Here is a 15,690-nt window from a genome sequence, read left to right as displayed (position 1 = left end):
GAAAGCATGTCCTAAGAGCCGTTGGATGCAGGACGGCGCGACGCGGTGATCGAGGTTTCCAATGCTGCGGCGGTCGCCGCCGGCGCGGTGGTCGCGCTGCTCGTCGTGGCGGGCGCCGCGATGCTGTTTGCCGGGTTGCGCGCACGCGCGCATGCTGCCGCCCGGCTCGACGCGCACCGCCGTGCCGACGCGCTTGCGGCCAGCGCGCCGGCGCAGGCGATGGTGGTGCGCGCCGACGGCCGCGTCGAGCTGAGCGACAAGCTCGCCGACCTGCTGGGGCTGGAGACGGTTCCCACGCATCTGTCCGAGATCGTCGGCAACGAGGCGGTGTTCGCGCCTGCGGAGGCGGCAGCGCTGGAGCAGGACATCGCAACGGCGCAGAAGGCGGCGCGCCCGTTCCGCGCCACGGTGCGCGCGCGCGGATCCTCGCGCACGCTGCTGATGATCGGCCAGCGCGCGCCCGATGCCGTGCGCGCGCCGGGCGGGGTGGTTCTATGGGTGTTCGACGCCACCGAGGCGCAGGAGGAGGTGTCGCGCCTGTCCGGCGAGGCGGCGCGCTATCGCGAGGCATTCGAATCGCTCACCGGCCTGATCCAGTCGGCGCCGATGCCGATGTGGTATCGCGATCGCGAGCTCAAGCTGGCGATGGTCAACAACGCCTATGTCGCCGCGGTCAACGGCAAGGATGCCGAGACGGTGGTCAAGGCGGGGATCGAGCTGGTCGACGCCTCGGCGCCCGGCGGCCCGCTCGCCAGCGCCGCGACAGCGCGCGAGGCGGGGCGGCCCAAGATGGTCAAGCTGCCCGCGACGATCGCCGGCGCCCGGCGGATGCTGCACATCCACGATGTGCCGCTGCCTACCGGCGGAGTGGCGGGCTTCGCCGTCGACGTCGAGGAGCTCGAGCGCGCGCGCGCCGGGATCAAGCGCGCGGACGACGCGCAACGCGATACGTTCGACCGGCTTTCGGCGGGCGTCGCGCAGTTCGCGGCGGATCGCAGCCTGGTCTTCTGCAACCAGCCCTTCCGACGCCTCTTCGCCATGCGCAACGAATGGCTGGCCGACAAGCCCGAGTTCGAGCGCGTGCTCGAACGGATGCGCGAGGCCAACCGGCTGCCCGTGGTGCGCGACTTCCCCGGCTGGAAGGCCGAGCGGCGCGACTGGTTTCGCGCCGACGCGGCGCGCGAGGAGAATTGGGCGCTGCCCGGCGGCAGCCATCTGCGCGTCGTGGCGCAGCCGCTGCCCGAGGGCGGGCTGCTGCTGATCTTCGAGGATCTGACCGAGCAGGTGCAGCTCGCCAGCGCGCGCGACACGCTGCTGCGCGTGCGCACCGCGACCTTCGACAATCTGTTCGAGGCGCTGGGCGTGTTCACCGCCGATGGGCGGCTGCAGCTGTGGAACAACCGCTTCCGCCAGCTCTGGGGTTTCGACGAGGCCTATGTCGCGACCCACCCGCGCGTCGATGCGCTGGCCAAGCAGGCGGGCAATCTGCTCGCCAATCCGGGCCGCGCGGTGCTGATGGGCGAGCTGATCCGCGCCGCGACGATCGAGCGGCAGCAGCGCGGCGCGACGATCGAGTTCAAGGACGGGCGCTTCTTCGAGGTTGCAGCGGTGCCGCTGCCCGACGGCAACGCGCTGTTCACGATGCTCGACGTGTCGGATCGCCGCCGCGTCGAGAATGCGCTGCGCGAGCGCAACGAGGCGCTGGAGACCGCCGACCGCGTCAAGAACGCCTTCGTCGCCAATATGAGCTACGAGCTGCGCACGCCGCTCACGTCGATTCAGGGCTTCGCGGAGATGCTCCACGGGGGCTATGCTGGCGATCTCTCGCAGAGCGGAAGCGAATATACCGAGGCGATCCTATCGTCGGTCGAGCGGCTGGGCGCGCTGGTCGACGACGTGCTCGACCTGACGCGCGAGGATGACGGCGTCGCGCGCGGATCGGTCGATCTCGAGCTGACCGCGGGCGCAGCGGCGGAGGCGGTCGCGCCGGCCGCGCAGGCCAAGCGGATCGAGCTTGCGGTCGAGGTGCAGGGCAGCGCCGGCACGACCATGGGCGACGCGCGGCGCATCCGCCAGACGATCGAGCATCTGCTGCGCAATGCGATCGCCAACACCCCCGACAAGGGGCGCGTGCTGCTGCATATCGACGGCACGCCAAAGGGGGCGCGTATCGTCGTCTCGGACAACGGGCCGGGCATGGCGAAGAAGCTGGCGGACAAGGCGTTCGAGCGCTTCGCCCAGCCCGGGATCAGCCGCAGCGGCGATCGCGCGCTCGGCCTCGGCCTCCCGCTCGCCAAGCAGTTCGTCGAGGCGCATGGCGGCACGATCGAGCTGGTCTCCGAACCGGGGCAGGGGACGATGGTGATCGTGGAGTTGCCGCGCGGATGATGCGGCTGGACGATGCTGCCGCGAGCGAGGCGTTGGGCGCGCGGCTGGCGGAACTGGCGCGGCCGGGTGATGTGATCGCGCTGTCGGGCCAGCTTGGTGCCGGCAAGACCAGCATCGCGCGCGGGCTGCTCGCTGCGCTGGGGCTGGAGGAGGAAGCGCCCTCGCCCAGCTTCGCGATCGTGCAGCCCTATGCCCCGCCCGAGGTGCGGTTTCCGGTGCTGCACGTCGATCTCTATCGCATCGACGATCCGCGCGAGGCGGAGGAGCTGGGGCTCGACGACGCGCGCCATGATTCGCTGCTGGTGGTGGAGTGGCCCGAGCGGCTGCCGGCATCCGCGTGGAGCGATGCGCTGTGGCTCACCCTGGCGATTGAGCCGGATGGCGCGCGCAGCTTGACAGCGCAGGTGCCCGCGGCATGGAGGGAGCGATGGTCTCAGTAACTCCCGTTCCCGACATGAACCCGCCTGCCCGGGCACCCTATTTCCTGAAGGAGCTGGGTTGGGGGGATGGCGAGATCCTGCCGCTGGCCGGCGACGCCTCGTTCCGCCGCTATTTCCGCGTGCAGGCACCCGGGCGCACCGCGATCCTGATGGACGCGCCGCCGCCGCAGGAGGATCCACGGCCGTTCATCGACATCGCGCGCTGGCTCACCGGGCACGGATTCGCGGCGCCGCAAATCTATGGCGAGGATCTGGCCACGGGCCTCGTGCTGATCGAGGATTTCGGTGACGCGCGGCTGCGTGAGACCGCCGACGCCGCGCCCGAGAGCGAGCTGCGCCTCTACGAGGCCGCGATCGACGTGCTGGTGCGGCTGCGCGAGCACGAGGCCGCCGATGTCGGCCCCTATGACCGCGGCGTCTATCAGCGCGAGGCGGCGCTGTTGACGGAATGGTATTGCCCGGCGGTCGGGTTGGATGTCGACGCCGGGGGCTATGCCGCGGCATGGGACGCGGTGCTCGCGCCCGCGCTCGACGGCGCGCCGGTGACGGTGTTGCGCGACTATCATGCCGAGAATCTGATGCTGATCGAGGGCAGCGAGACCTTCGGCCTGCTCGACTTCCAGGACGCGCTGGCGGGCCATCCTGCCTATGATCTCGTCTCGCTGCTGCAGGACGCACGCCGCGACGTGCATCCCGATCTGGAGGCCGCCTTGCTCGACCGCTACCGGCGGATCACGGGGGCGGATGACCGCTTCTTCGACGCCTATCATGTGCTGGGCGCCCAGCGGAACGCGAAGATCATCGGCATCTTCACGCGCCTGTGGAAGCGGGACGGCAAGCCGCGCTATCCCGGGCTGTGCCCGCGCGTCTGGGGCTATCTCGAGCGCGACCTCAGGCATCCCGCGCTGGCGCCCGTCGCCGCCTGGTTCGACGCGAACATCCCTGCGCATCTGCGCGGCGACCCGATGGTGGTGGCGTGACAGCCAAGAAGACGCTCGCGCTGCGCCCGGCGCCGGCTGCGGCGGTTCCGGAAACGGCGATGGTGATGGCAGCGGGGCTGGGCAAGCGGATGCGCCCGCTCACCGCGACGCGGCCCAAGCCGCTGATCGAGGTGGCGGGTAAGCCGCTGATCGACCATGCGTTCGACCGGCTGCGCAGCGCGGGCGTCAAGCGCGCGGTGGTCAATGTCCACTATCTGGCCGATGCGCTCGAGGCGCATGTGACCCACCGGGTGAAGGATATCGACGTCGTCGTCTCCGACGAGCGTGGGCAGCTGATGGAGACCGGTGGCGGGCTGGTGCAGGCGCGTGACCTGCTGGGCGACGCGCCGTTCCTTTGCGTCAACAGCGACAATCTGTGGATCGACGGGCCGATCGACGCGATTCGCCAGCTCGCGGCGGCATGGGACGACGAGAAGATGGACGCGCTGCTGCTGCTTGTCCCGCTCGCCCGGGCGCATTGTCATCCGGGACAGGGCGATTTCCATATCGATGCGTTCGGCAAGATCACCCGCCGCCGCGCTCCGGGGCGGCTCGCGCCCTTCGTCTATACCGGCGTGCAAATCCTGTCCCCGCGCGTGATCCGCGACTGGCCGGAAGGGCCGTTCTCGACCAACCTCTTCTGGGAGCGCGCGATCGAAGCCGGCCGCGCCTATGGCGTGGTGCATCAGGGATTGTGGTTCGACGTCGGCTCGCCACCGGCCATCGCGGCGACCGAAGCGGTGCTGGCAGACGGCTAGGGTCGTTTTCAGTTGAGCGGGCCGGCGCCGGCTTAGCGAAGCTGAAAACGAGCCTAGGTCAAGCCGCGGCAACATACTCGCCGGACACCTGGATTCGTTCGATGTCGCGTCGTGGCGGGGCGCCGAACAGGCGGCGATACTCGCGGCTGAACTGCGACTGGCTTTCATAGCCCACCGCGAATCCCGCCGATCCCGCGCTCGCGCCTTCGGTCAGCATCAGGCGGCGTGCCTCCTGCAACCGCAGCTGTTTCTGATATTCCAGCGGCGTCATCCGCGTCACCGCCTTGAAATGCGCGTGAAACGACGAGGCGCTCATGCCTGCCGCCGCGGCGATCTCGCCGATGCGGAGCTGTTCGTGAAAGCCGCGGCGGATTCGGGTGATGGCGCGCTTGATCTGCCCCAGACGGCTGTCCGCCACCGCCATTTGCCGCAGCGTCGGCCCGTGCGGGCCGGTGAGCAATCGATAGAGGATCTCGCGCTCGATCAGCGGCATCAGCGCCGGAATGGTCTCTGGGCGGTCGAGCAGCCTCACGAGCCGGCAGGCGGCATCGACCAGATCGGGATCGCTGGGATAGACGGCCAACATCGGCGCATCGTCCCGCGGGCCTGTGCCGCCCTCCGCGAGGATGAGATCGGTGAGCGCCGCCTGATCGAGGTCGATCTTGCAACACAGATAGGGGGCTTGCGGACTCGCCTCCAGGACATGCCCCACCAGCGGCAGGTCGACCGACACCAGAAGGTAGCGCGCGGCGTCATAGACCACGCTGTGATCGCCCAGCGAGACGCGCTTCGACCCTTGGGCGATCAGGCAAAGCGATGCTTCATAGACCGATGGCGTAGCAACCGTCGGCCGATCGGCGCGGATCAGCGACAGGCGCGGCGCCGCAGTTCCGTTCATGCCGGGTTCCGGCATATGCCGCGTGATCAGCTCCGCCAGTTCCGCGATCCGTTCCATGCGCCTGTTTTCCACCCCGGGCGCCAAAGCCGCAAGCCCGTCCGCGGCGATTTTGGAGGATCGGGCAAATCCTTCGGGCGATCGGCCTAACGGCTGCAGCGGGTTCGGCCCCATTTGCGGCGCGCCAAATGAGAAAGGACCGATCATGACTGGACTGAGCAACAAGACCATCCTCATCACCGGCGCATCGAGCGGGATCGGCGAGGCGACCGCGCGTGAGCTTGCCGCGGCGGGCGCGAAGCTGCTGATCGGCGCGCGGCGGATCGACCGGCTGCGTGCACTCGCGGAGGAGCTGGGCCCGCATGTGGGTGCGCAGGAGCTCGACGTCACCGACCCACAGAGCTTCGAGGCGTTCGGCGCCGCGGCAGTCGAGCGGTTCGGACGGGTGGATGTGTTGATCAACAATGCCGGGGTGATGCCGCTGTCGCCGCTCGCCGCATTGAAGCGCGACGAATGGGCGCGGATGATCGACGTCAACATCCATGGCGTGCTTAACGGCCTCGCCGCGGTGCTGCCGCGCTTCGTGGCGCAGAAGGGCGGGCATGTCGTCAACGTCGCGTCGATCGGCGCGCATCTCGTGGTGCCGACCGGCGCGGTGTACTGCGCGACCAAATATGCCGTCTGGGCGATCACCGAGGGGCTTCGTCAGGAGCATGCGGAGGTTCGCGCGACGATCATCTCGCCGGGCGTGGTCGCCACCGAGCTGGGCCACGACATCTCCGATCCGGAGGTTGCGGCAGGCCTTCAGGTGTGGCGCGCCAACTCGCTCAGCCCCGACGCGATCGGCCGTGCGATCCGCTATGCGGTCGAACAGCCCGATGGCGTGGACGTCAACGAGGTGATCGTCCGTCCCAGCGGCTCGCCGATGTAGGCCGCTTCACAATCGCCTTGTCGAACTGCGCGTGGCCTCGCTACGGTTCCGGCTCAGCAACCTTCCCGGCCGGGAAGGGAATGAGACCGGAATGGCCGCACGCCTCAACCTCTACACGATCCCGCCGCACCGGGCGTTTGCAGACGCGCTTGCGCAGGGGCTGATCCGCCGTTTCGGCGGCGATCCGCTGCGGCTGGCGCGCGGGATCGTGCTGGTGCCGACCAACCGCGCGAAGAAGGCGATCACCGACGCCTTCGTCCGCGCGAGCGGCGGCGGCCTGCTGCTGCCGCGGCTGGTGGCGGTGGGCGATCCCGAGCTGGACGAGGCCGCGGGGCCGTTCCTCGACCCCGCCGATGACGAGGATCCGGTTCCACCCGCTGTCGATCCGCTTCAGCGGCGGCTGATCCTCGCCCGGCTGGTGCAGGCCGGGCAGCCGGGGATCGATGCGGCCGAAGCGGTGCGGCTGGCGGGGGAGCTGGCGCGGACGCTCGATCAGCTGCTGGTCGAGGAGATTGATCCGCGGCGCATGCGCGACGTGGCCGTGGGCGAGCTCTCCGAACATTGGCAACGCTCGCTCGACCTATTCGAGATCGTGTTGAGCAAATGGCCGCAACAGCTTGAAAGAATTTGCAGGATCGATCTGGCCGAGCGGCGCAACCGGCTGCTCGGCCGGGTCGCCGCCCGCTGGCGCAGCGATCCGCCCGACCGGTTCGTCTGCGCGGCGGGCATCACCACCTCGGCACCCGCGATCGCGCGCCTGCTGCGCGTTGTGGCGGGCTTGCCCGGCGGGATAGTGGTCTTCCCGGCGGTGGATCTGGCGATGGGTGAGGGGGAATGGGCGATGCTTGGCCCGTTCGAGGCGGATCCGGCGACGGGACGGCGCAAGCGGTCGCTGGAGACGCATCCACAATTCCACCTGAAGCTGCTGATCGACCGGATGGGCATCCAGCGCGGCGAGATCGAGCCGTGGCGCGTCGCGACTGAGCTCGATGCGCCGCCCGCGCGCAGCAAGGCGATCGCCAGCGCGATGATGCCGGCCGAGCTGACCAAGGGGTGGAGCGAACTGCCCGCAGCCGAACGGCGGCTGGCCGAGGTGCGCGCGCTGGAAGTCGCGACCCCGGCCGAGGAAGCGCAGGCGATCGCACTGGCACTGCGTGAGGCGCTGGAGACCGAGGAGCGCACGGCCGCCCTGGTGACGCCTGACCGTGCTCTCGCGAAGCGCGTCGCGGCGCTCTGTGCGCGCTGGGGGCTGGCGATCGACGATTCGGCGGGTACGGCGCTGGCAAGCCTTCCGCCGGGCACACTGCTGCTCGCGCTGGCCGAGGCGGGCGCGCAGGCATTTGCGCCGCTCGCGTTGCTGGCGCTGCTCAAGCACCCGCTGGTCGCGGCGGGGGAGGACCGGTTGGCCTGGCTGGAAGGCGCACGCGCGCTCGATCTGGCGCTGCGCGGGCCGCGGCCCGCCATGGGGCTGGCGGGCATCGAGGCGCATCTGGCGGACGAAGAGGGCCATGACGTGCACGTTCGCCGCAGGGCGCTGGGCTGGTGGCGCGAGATCGCGCCGTCGCTCGCGCCACTGGAAGCGCTCTATGCGGGCGGCGCCGCGCCGCTGACCGGGTTGCTCGCACAGCTGCGTGAGACCGCAACCGCACTGTGTGGCGAGGGCCTGTGGGCACGTTCGGACGGGCGCGCGGCTGCGGCGCTGCTCGACGACCTCGAGCGCGAGGCGGCGCATGGCCCGGCGCTGGTCGAGCCGGAGAGCCTTACGGCAATGCTGCGCACGCTGATGGACGAGATCGCGGTGCGGCCGCCGCAGGGCGGGCATCCGCGGCTCGCCATCTATGGCTTGATCGAGGCGCGGCTGCAGACCGCGGATTTGCTGGTGCTGGGCGGGCTGAACGAGGGCGTCTGGCCGGGGCTGCCCGCGCCCGACCCGTGGCTCGCGCCGCGCATCCGGTCCGAGCTGGGGCTGCCTGGGCTGGAGAGGCGGATCGGGCTGTCGGCGCACGATCTGGCGATGGGGCTGGGCGCGCGCGAGGTGCTGCTGACGCGGGCGAAGCGTGACGCCGGCGCGCCGACCATCGCCTCGCGCTTCTGGCTGCGGCTGGAGGCATTGGCAGAGCACGACGGGAAGCAAGGCATGCGGCGGGCAGAACATCTGCTTGCATGGGCCCGCGCGATCGACGATCCCGGCAAGCACGAGCCGGCAGCGCGGCCCGAGCCAAGCCCGCCTGCCGCGATCCGGCCCCGCGTGATCCCGGTGACCGATGTCGATCGGCTCAAGGCCGACCCCTACGCTTTCTACGCCAAGCGCATGCTGCGGCTGCGCCAGCTTGATCCGGTCGATGCCGATCCGAGTGCGGCATGGCGCGGCACGGCGGTGCATGACGTGCTGGAGAAATGGGCGAAGCTCGACGATTGCGCGCCCGACAAGCTCGAGCCGCGCGTGCTCGACATGCTCGCCAGCGCACACCCGATGATGCGCGCACTGTGGCAGCCGCGGCTGATCGAGGCGGTGCGCTGGATCGTGCGCGAGATCGCGGCACGGCCGGAGCGCCGCGTGCTCGCGGTCGAGCGGGAAGGATCGATCGACTTCGCCGGGGTGACGCTCAAGGGCAAGTTCGACCGCATCGACGCGATGGGCGACGGCACGCTCGGCATCATCGACTACAAGACCGGCCAGCCGCCGAGCACCAAGGCGGTGCGCGCGGGATACAGCCTGCAATTGGGCCTGCTGGGCCTGATCGCCGAGCGGGGCGGGTTCTCAGGGATCTCCGGGCGGGCCAGCTGTTTCGAATATTGGTCGCTGGCGCGCAAGGGTGGCGAGTTCGGCTATATCCAGTCGCCGGTCGACGTGGGCGGCAAATATGGGAAGATGCTGCCTGACGAGTTCGTGCCGGTCGCCGCGGAGAATTTCATGGAGACGGCGCGGGCCTATCTCACTGGCGACGCGCCGTTCACCGCCAAGCTGCATCCCGAATATGCGCCCTATGCGGATTACGATCAGCTGATGCGCCGCGACGAATGGTATGGCCGTGAGCGGCGCTAGTTCGGGCGCGCTGCCGCCGCTGGCGGGCAATCAGGCCGCGGCGTCGCATCCGGGCGCAAGCATATGGCTGTCTGCCTCGGCCGGCACCGGCAAGACTCAGGTGCTGGCGGCGCGCGTGTTCCGCCTGTTGCTGCGCGGGGTCGATCCCGGCGCGATCCTGTGCCTGACCTTCACCAAGGCCGGCGCGGCGGAGATGGCGGCGCGCGTCAGCGGGCGGTTGGCGCACTGGGTGCGTGCGAGGCGGGAAGATGTCGCCAACGACCTGGAGGCGCTGGGCGAGGATTTTGGCCCCGACCGCGTAGCCTTTGCCCGGACGCTGTTCGCCAAGGTGCTCGATGCGCCGGGCGGGGGGCTGCGGATCCAGACGATCCACAGCTTCTGCCAGACCCTGCTTTCCGCCTTTCCGGTCGAGGCTGGGCTGACCCCCGGCTTCCGCCCGCTCGAGGCGCGCGAGGAGACGGCGCTTGCCCGCGATACGCTGGCGGCGATGCTGGCCGATGCAGGGCGCGAGGGGCGGGACGCGCTGATCGACGCGGTCGGCGCGCTGAGCTTGCGGTTGGGCGAGGGCAAGGCCGAGGCGTTCCTGCACGCCTGCGCCAAATCGCCCGACGCGATGGCGGCGCTGCCCTCGGGCGTCCAGCCCTGGTTGCGGCGCGCGATGGGATTGCCGCTGGGCGACGTGCTGGAGGAAGCGGCGCGCTGGTGTGCCGACGACGCCTTCGACATCGAGGGGGTACGGCGGATCGCCGACGCCAATCACGCCTGGGGCACGGCGACCGGAACCGAGGCGGCGGCGGTCGCGGCGGCATGGCTTGCAGCGGAACCGGCTGACCGCGTGGCGAGGCTGGGCGAGCTGCGCAAGATCGTGCTGACCGCCAAGGACGAGCCCAAGAAGGTGTCGCCGAAGCTCGCGGCGATCGATCCGGACTATGAGACGCTGGCGGCGGAGCTGGGCGAGGCATGCATCGCGGTCGCGGGAATGATCGCGCGCGCGGGCTATGCCGATCTGCTTGCGCAGGGGCTGGCCGCGGGGCGCGAATATGCCGCGGCCTACCAGGCGGCAAAACGCCGTGCCGGTGCGGTCGATTTCGACGATCTGATCGGTCGCACCGTGGCGCTGCTCGACCAGCCCGGCATGGGCGACTGGATCCGCTTCAAGCTCGACCAGGCGACCAGCCATGTGCTGATCGACGAGGCGCAGGACACCAATACCGCGCAGTGGCGCATCGTGCGTGCGCTGGCCGATGAGTTCTTCGCGGGCGAGGGCGCGCATGGCGAGGAAGTGCGCACACTGTTCACTGTGGGCGATCACAAGCAGGCGATCTTCGGCTTCCAAGGTACCGACCCGATCAACTTCGTTGCGGCGGAGAAGCATTTCGCCGCGCGTTCCGATGGTACGCTCGAACGCCTATCGCTCACCCACTCGTTCCGCTCGACCGCACCGATCCTTGAGTTCGTCGATGCCGCGGTGGCGGCGCTGCCCGAGCCGGGAATGGGGACCGAGTCCGAAATCCATGCCAGCCGCGTCGCCGGCCCGGGCACCGTCACGCTGTGGCCCCCGGTCGTGGCAGGCGGCGATCCGGAGGATGAGGAAGGCTGGATCGACGATGCGACGCGCGAGCTTGCCAACCGTATCGCGCGCCAGATCAAGAGCTGGATCGGCACGCTCGAGCTGGAGAGCAAGGGGCGGACGCTGCGGCCCGAGGATGTGATGATCCTGGTCAAGCGCCGCGGCGAGCTCGCATCGCTGCTGGTCGCGCGGCTGCATGCCGAGGGGGTGCCGGTGGCGGGCGTCGATCGGCTGCGGCTCAATGCGCCGCTGGCGGTGCAGGATCTGCTGGCGGCGGTCCGGTTTGCGTTGCAGCCGGACGACGATCTTTCGCTCGCCGCGCTGCTGGTGTCGCCGCTGATCGGCTGGACGCAGGACGAGCTGATGCATGCGGCGCTGCGCGAGCGCGGCAGCCTGTGGCGGCACCTGCGCGCGACCCAGCCCGACGAACGGCTCGCGCCGCTCTATGGCCTGCTCGCGCGCGCCGACCTGATGACGCCGCACCGGTTCCTCGAGACGATCCTGTCGGGCGAGATGGACGGACGCCGCAAGCTGCTGAAACGGCTGGGCAAGGAAGCGCTCGATCCGGTCGAGGAGCTGGTGACTGCGGCGCTCGGTTTCGAGGGGCTGGCGACGCCGACGCTCCAGCGCTTCCTCGACTGGTTCGACCGGGGGGATGTCGAGATCGTGCGCGATGCCGCCCAGCCGCAGGATGCGGTGCGGGTGATGACCGCGCACGGCGCCAAGGGACTTCAGGCGCCTTTGGTGATCCTCGCCGATGCTACCGCCGATCCGCAGGGCGGCAATCGCGGCGATTTCGTGAAATGGGCGCCCGAGGGGCATGACGGAGCCGCTTTCCCGGTGTTCCGTCCGGGCAAGGCGGAGCGCGGCGGGCCGGTGGACGCCGCGGTCAGCCAAGCCGAGGCGCGCGAGCTGGAGGAGCATTGGCGGCTGTTCTACGTTGCCGCCACCCGTGCCGAGGAAAGGTTGGTGATCGCGGGCGCGCTGGGGCCGAAGGCGAAGGGTGAGGCTCCCGCCGCCAGCTGGTATGCTGCGTCGCGTGCGGCATTCGATGCGCTGGGGATTGCGGACGACGAAGGCGAACGCGCCTTCACCGGCCGCCGTCCGCAACCGCCGGTGGCGCGCAAGCCGCGCGGGGCTGGCGTGGCGGATGCGGTGGCGGAGTTGCCAGCCTGGGCGACGCTGCCTGCACCGGTCGAGGCGCGGCCCCCGCGGCCGCTTGCGCCCTCGTCATTGGGCGACGATCTGGTGGCCGATCCGCCGCCCGGACCGGCGCTTCGCGCGGCGGCGGAGCGAGGGCGGCTGATCCATGCGTTGCTGGAGCGCCTGCCCGCGGTCGTCGCGGAACGGCGCGCCGAAGCTGCGGAGCGCTGGCTGGCCGGAGCAGGGGGCGTTGCCGACGCCGGCGCGCGCGCCGAGCTGGCGTCGGCGGCGCTTGGCGTGCTCGCCGACCCGCGCTTTGCCGAGCTGTTCGGACCGGATGCGCTGGCCGAGGCGCCGATCGCGGCGGTGGTGGCGGACGGGCATGTCGTGTCGGGGACTGCCGACCGGCTGTTGGTCACCCCGGATCGCGTGCTCGTGGTCGATTTTAAGACCAGCCGCCGTGCGCCGGATTCGCTCCACGCGGTGCCGCCCTACCATATCCGCCAGATGGCCGCCTATGTCGCCGCGCTGGAGGTGGTGTTTCCGGGCCGGCGCGTGGAGGCGGGGCTGCTCTATACCGCCGGGCCGGTGCTGTTCGCGCTGCCGAACGCTCTGGTCGGGGCGCACAAGCCGGGCTTCGCGGCGGCGGAGCAAAGCTTGATCCGAAACGCTTGAGGGGGGCGGGCCGCCTCCCTAGGTTGGCGCCAACACAAAGGAGATTTTGAGATGGCCAAGGCCGTTACCGATGCAAGCTTCGAAGCCGACGTCCTTCAGTCGGACAAGCCCGTTCTCGTCGATTTCTGGGCGGAATGGTGCGGGCCGTGCAAGATCATCGGGCCGAGCCTGGAAGAGCTGGCCGAGGAGCTGGCCGACAAGGTGACGATCACCAAGCTCAATATCGAGGAGAATCCGGATACGCCCGGCAGCCTCGGCATCCGCGGCATTCCGACGTTGTTCGTCTACAAGGACGGACAGAAGATCGCGCAGCAGGTCGGCATTCAGGACATCTCGACCAAGTCCAAGCTCAAGGCGTGGATCGAGAGCGTCGTCTGATCCCACCACGATGCCGCGGATCGACTCCTCACGTGCGGTCGGCGCCTATGCGGCGGTGATGACGGCGATCGCGGGATGGTCCCTCCTGTCCGGCGTCGCCACCCCGCCGCAGCGGTTCGACACGATCGACGTCAGGCGCATCAACGTCCGCGAGAATGACGGCACGTTGCGCATGATCATCGCCGGCCGCGACAATATCGGCGGGCTGATCGTCGAGGACCGCGAGTATCCGCATCCCAACCGCACCGAAGCGGGGATGATCTTCTTCAACGACGAGGGGACCGAGAATGGCGGTCTCGTGTTCGACGGCGGGTTGAAGAACGGCAAGCCGATCAATGCCGGCAGCCTGACCTTCGACCGCTGGCGGCAGGATCAGACCGTGCAGCTTCGTTCGTACGAGGACGGAGCGGAGCGTTCCGCCGGTCTGGTGGTGAACGACCGGCCCGACAGGCCGATGGCGTTCGAGCAGATGGCCGCGATCCGGGCGATGCCCGACGGCCCGGCGCGGAACGCGGCCCATGAACGCGCCGGGTTCGGCAAGGCCGAGCGGGTCTATCTCGGCAGCCGGCCGGACCGCAGTTCCGAACTCGCGCTGCGCGATGCCGCGGGGCGGCCGCGGCTCGTGCTGCGGGTCGAGGGGGATGGCGCCGCCTCGATCCGGTTTCTCGACGAAGCGGGCAAGGTGGTTCGCACCACCACGCCGTAGAGGTGAAAGCGGGCGAGGTCGTTGCGGCCCCGCCCGTCCTCATTTCAGCCAATCAGTAGCGGCGGCCGTACCGGTCATAGCGATCGTACCGGTCATAGCGATCGTACCGGTCATAGCGGTCGCGCCAGTGACGATCGCGGCGGTCGCCCCAACGATCATGATCGCGATAACCGGCGCGGGCACGCGCGATCTCGCGGCGGCATTCGCGCTGCTCGCGGCGATATTCGTAGCGGTTCCGGGCGTGGCGCAGCTCGCGCGCGCATTCGCGCTGCTCCTGGCGCACTTCGCGGTGCCGGGAGCCATAATATTGCGCTTGGGCCGGCGCGGTCGTCGCGAGCACGCTGGCCCCCAGCGTTGCCGCAAGAATCAAGATTCGCATGTCTGCTCTCCATGATCATGCCCGTACCGGGACGGGCCAGACGACTCTGGATACGCGACCGCGCCTGAACCCGCAGCGACGGCGGGCTTATCCTGCGTTCAGCTGCGATAGTCGGCATTGATCGAGATGTAGCCGTGCGTCAGGTCGCAGGTCCACATCGTGGCGCGGCCGTCGCCAAGGCCCAGGTCGACCCCGATCTCGATCTCCTGGCCCTTGAGATGTTCGGCGACCGGAGCTTCGTCATAACCCTCCACCGCTAGACCAGCCTGCGCCACCTGCACGCCGCCGAAGGTGATGGCGAGGCGGTCGCGGTCGGCGGGCTCGCCGGCCTTGCCCACGGCCATGACGATGCGGCCCCAATTGGCGTCCTCGCCCGCGATGGCGGTCTTGACCAGCGGCGAGTTGGCGATGCTCAGCGCGATGCGGTGCGCGCTGCGGTCATTTTCGGCGCCATCGACATCGATGCGGATGAACTTCGACGCACCCTCACCGTCGCGCACGACGAGGTGGGCGAGCCGCAGGCACAGGTCTGACAGCGCCGCGCGAAAGGCGTCGGCGCCGTCGCTGTCATCGTCGATGAGCGGCGCGTTGCCCGCCTTGCCGGTGGCGAAAGCGAGCACGGTGTCGCTGGTCGAGGTGTCGCTGTCGACCGTGATGCACGAGAAGCTCTTGCCGTTCGCCTCCGACAGTGCGCGCTGGAGGAAGGCGGGATCGACCGCGGCGTCGGTGAAGACATAGCCGAGCATCGTCGCCATGTCGGGTGCGATCATGCCGCTGCCCTTGATGACGCCGACCAGGCTGACGGTCTTGCCGCCGACCACCGCGGTGGTGACGGCCCCCTTCTCGAAGGTGTCGGTGGTGCCGATGGTCCTGGCGACATCCTCCCAGCCGCATGGGCTCGCGGCGAAGGCGGCGTCGAGCCCCGCCTCGGCCTTGTCGATCGGCAGCGGCACGCCGATCACGCCGGTCGAGGAGACGAACACGTCAGAGGGTTGGCAATCCAGATGCCCCGCGACCCGCGCCGCGATCGCCTCGACCGCCGCGCGGCCGCGATTGCCGGTGAAGGCATTGCTATTGCCCGCGTTGACCACCAGCGCGCGCGCCTTGCCCAGCGCCAGCGCCTCGCGGCACCATTCGACTTCCGGCGAGGGGCATTTGCTGGTGGTGGTGACGCCGGCGACGCTCGTGCCCTCGTCGAGCGTGACGAAGGTCAGGTCGCAGCGGTCCCATGTCTTATAGTGCGCGCGGGCGACACGCAGCGTCACACCCGCGATCGGGGGGAGATAGGGGAAGCCGAGTGGGGCGAGGGGGGAGCGCTGCATGATCCTGTTCCTTACCGTTCGCCCTGAGCTTGTCGAAGGGCCGTTCTTCTAACCTCGAGGAAAGGGCGGTGCTTCGACA

12 protein-coding genes are annotated in these 15,690 nt (G+C 69.7%); 9 read left to right on the top strand and 3 right to left on the bottom strand.

Annotation, left to right across the window (positions count from 1 at the left end):
• Positions 1–45 precede the first annotated feature (45 nt).
• Genes VGD28_RS10035 through VGD28_RS10020 form a run of 4 tightly spaced genes read left to right on the top strand, consistent with a single transcriptional unit; the run spans position 46 to position 4,566 of the window.
• Complete coding sequence (locus VGD28_RS10035; RefSeq protein WP_331028200.1) at positions 46–2,388, top strand: sensor histidine kinase; 2,343 nt, start codon at positions 46–48, stop codon at positions 2,386–2,388.
• Complete coding sequence (tsaE, locus tag VGD28_RS10030; RefSeq protein ID WP_331028276.1) at positions 2,388–2,828, top strand: tRNA (adenosine(37)-N6)-threonylcarbamoyltransferase complex ATPase subunit type 1 TsaE; 441 nt, start codon at positions 2,388–2,390, stop codon at positions 2,826–2,828. Before VGD28_RS10035 ends, tsaE begins: the two co-directional genes overlap by 1 nt.
• Before the next feature lie 14 nt (positions 2,829–2,842).
• A complete protein-coding gene (locus tag VGD28_RS10025; protein WP_331028275.1) occupies positions 2,843–3,808 on the top strand; it encodes an aminoglycoside phosphotransferase family protein in 966 nt (321 codons plus the stop codon).
• A gap of 59 nt (positions 3,809–3,867) precedes the next feature.
• Positions 3,868–4,566, top strand: coding sequence for a nucleotidyltransferase family protein (locus VGD28_RS10020; RefSeq protein ID WP_331028274.1), 699 nt, complete (start codon positions 3,868–3,870; stop codon positions 4,564–4,566).
• Between the two features lie 58 nt (positions 4,567–4,624).
• On the opposite strand, the gene VGD28_RS10015 is transcribed toward VGD28_RS10020, so the two are convergent.
• Complete coding sequence (locus VGD28_RS10015; protein ID WP_331028199.1) at positions 4,625–5,521, bottom strand: AraC family transcriptional regulator; 897 nt, start codon at positions 5,519–5,521, stop codon at positions 4,625–4,627.
• A gap of 145 nt (positions 5,522–5,666) precedes the next feature.
• Between VGD28_RS10015 and VGD28_RS10010 the strand changes: the two genes are divergently transcribed.
• The 5 genes from VGD28_RS10010 to VGD28_RS09990 all read left to right on the top strand — a co-directional run bounded on the left by VGD28_RS10010 (position 5,667) and on the right by VGD28_RS09990 (position 13,910).
• Positions 5,667–6,392, top strand: coding sequence for an SDR family oxidoreductase (locus VGD28_RS10010; protein ID WP_331028198.1), 726 nt, complete (start codon positions 5,667–5,669; stop codon positions 6,390–6,392).
• Positions 6,393–6,483: 91 nt separating this feature from the next.
• The gene (addB, locus tag VGD28_RS10005; RefSeq protein WP_331028197.1) at positions 6,484–9,438 is read left to right on the top strand and encodes a double-strand break repair protein AddB; all 2,955 of its coding nucleotides are present in this window, start codon (positions 6,484–6,486) and stop codon (positions 9,436–9,438) included.
• A complete protein-coding gene (addA, locus tag VGD28_RS10000; protein ID WP_331028196.1) occupies positions 9,419–12,826 on the top strand; it encodes a double-strand break repair helicase AddA in 3,408 nt (1,135 codons plus the stop codon). The genes addB and addA overlap by 20 nt, the downstream gene beginning before the upstream one ends.
• 51 nt (positions 12,827–12,877) lie before the next feature.
• Complete coding sequence (trxA, locus tag VGD28_RS09995) at positions 12,878–13,204, top strand: thioredoxin (RefSeq protein ID WP_066581138.1); 327 nt, start codon at positions 12,878–12,880, stop codon at positions 13,202–13,204.
• A 10-nt stretch (positions 13,205–13,214) separates the two neighbouring features.
• The gene (locus VGD28_RS09990; protein WP_331028195.1) at positions 13,215–13,910 is read left to right on the top strand and encodes a hypothetical protein; all 696 of its coding nucleotides are present in this window, start codon (positions 13,215–13,217) and stop codon (positions 13,908–13,910) included.
• A gap of 52 nt (positions 13,911–13,962) precedes the next feature.
• On the opposite strand, the gene VGD28_RS09985 is transcribed toward VGD28_RS09990, so the two are convergent.
• Positions 13,963–14,289 carry a hypothetical protein gene (locus VGD28_RS09985; protein ID WP_331028194.1) on the bottom strand — a complete coding sequence of 109 codons (327 nt, stop codon included), beginning with the start codon at positions 14,287–14,289 and terminating at the stop codon, positions 13,963–13,965.
• A 98-nt stretch (positions 14,290–14,387) separates the two neighbouring features.
• Positions 14,388–15,611 (bottom strand): bifunctional glutamate N-acetyltransferase/amino-acid acetyltransferase ArgJ, encoded by a 1,224-nt coding sequence (gene argJ, locus VGD28_RS09980; protein WP_331028193.1) that lies wholly within the window; start codon positions 15,609–15,611, stop codon positions 14,388–14,390.
• Positions 15,612–15,690: the final 79 nt, after the last annotated feature.

The sequence above is a fragment of the Sphingomonas sp. genome (assembly GCF_036402235.1).
Classification (GTDB): Bacteria; Pseudomonadota; Alphaproteobacteria; order Sphingomonadales; family Sphingomonadaceae; genus Sphingomonas.
This window is presented reverse-complemented; position numbering and strand designations above follow the sequence as displayed.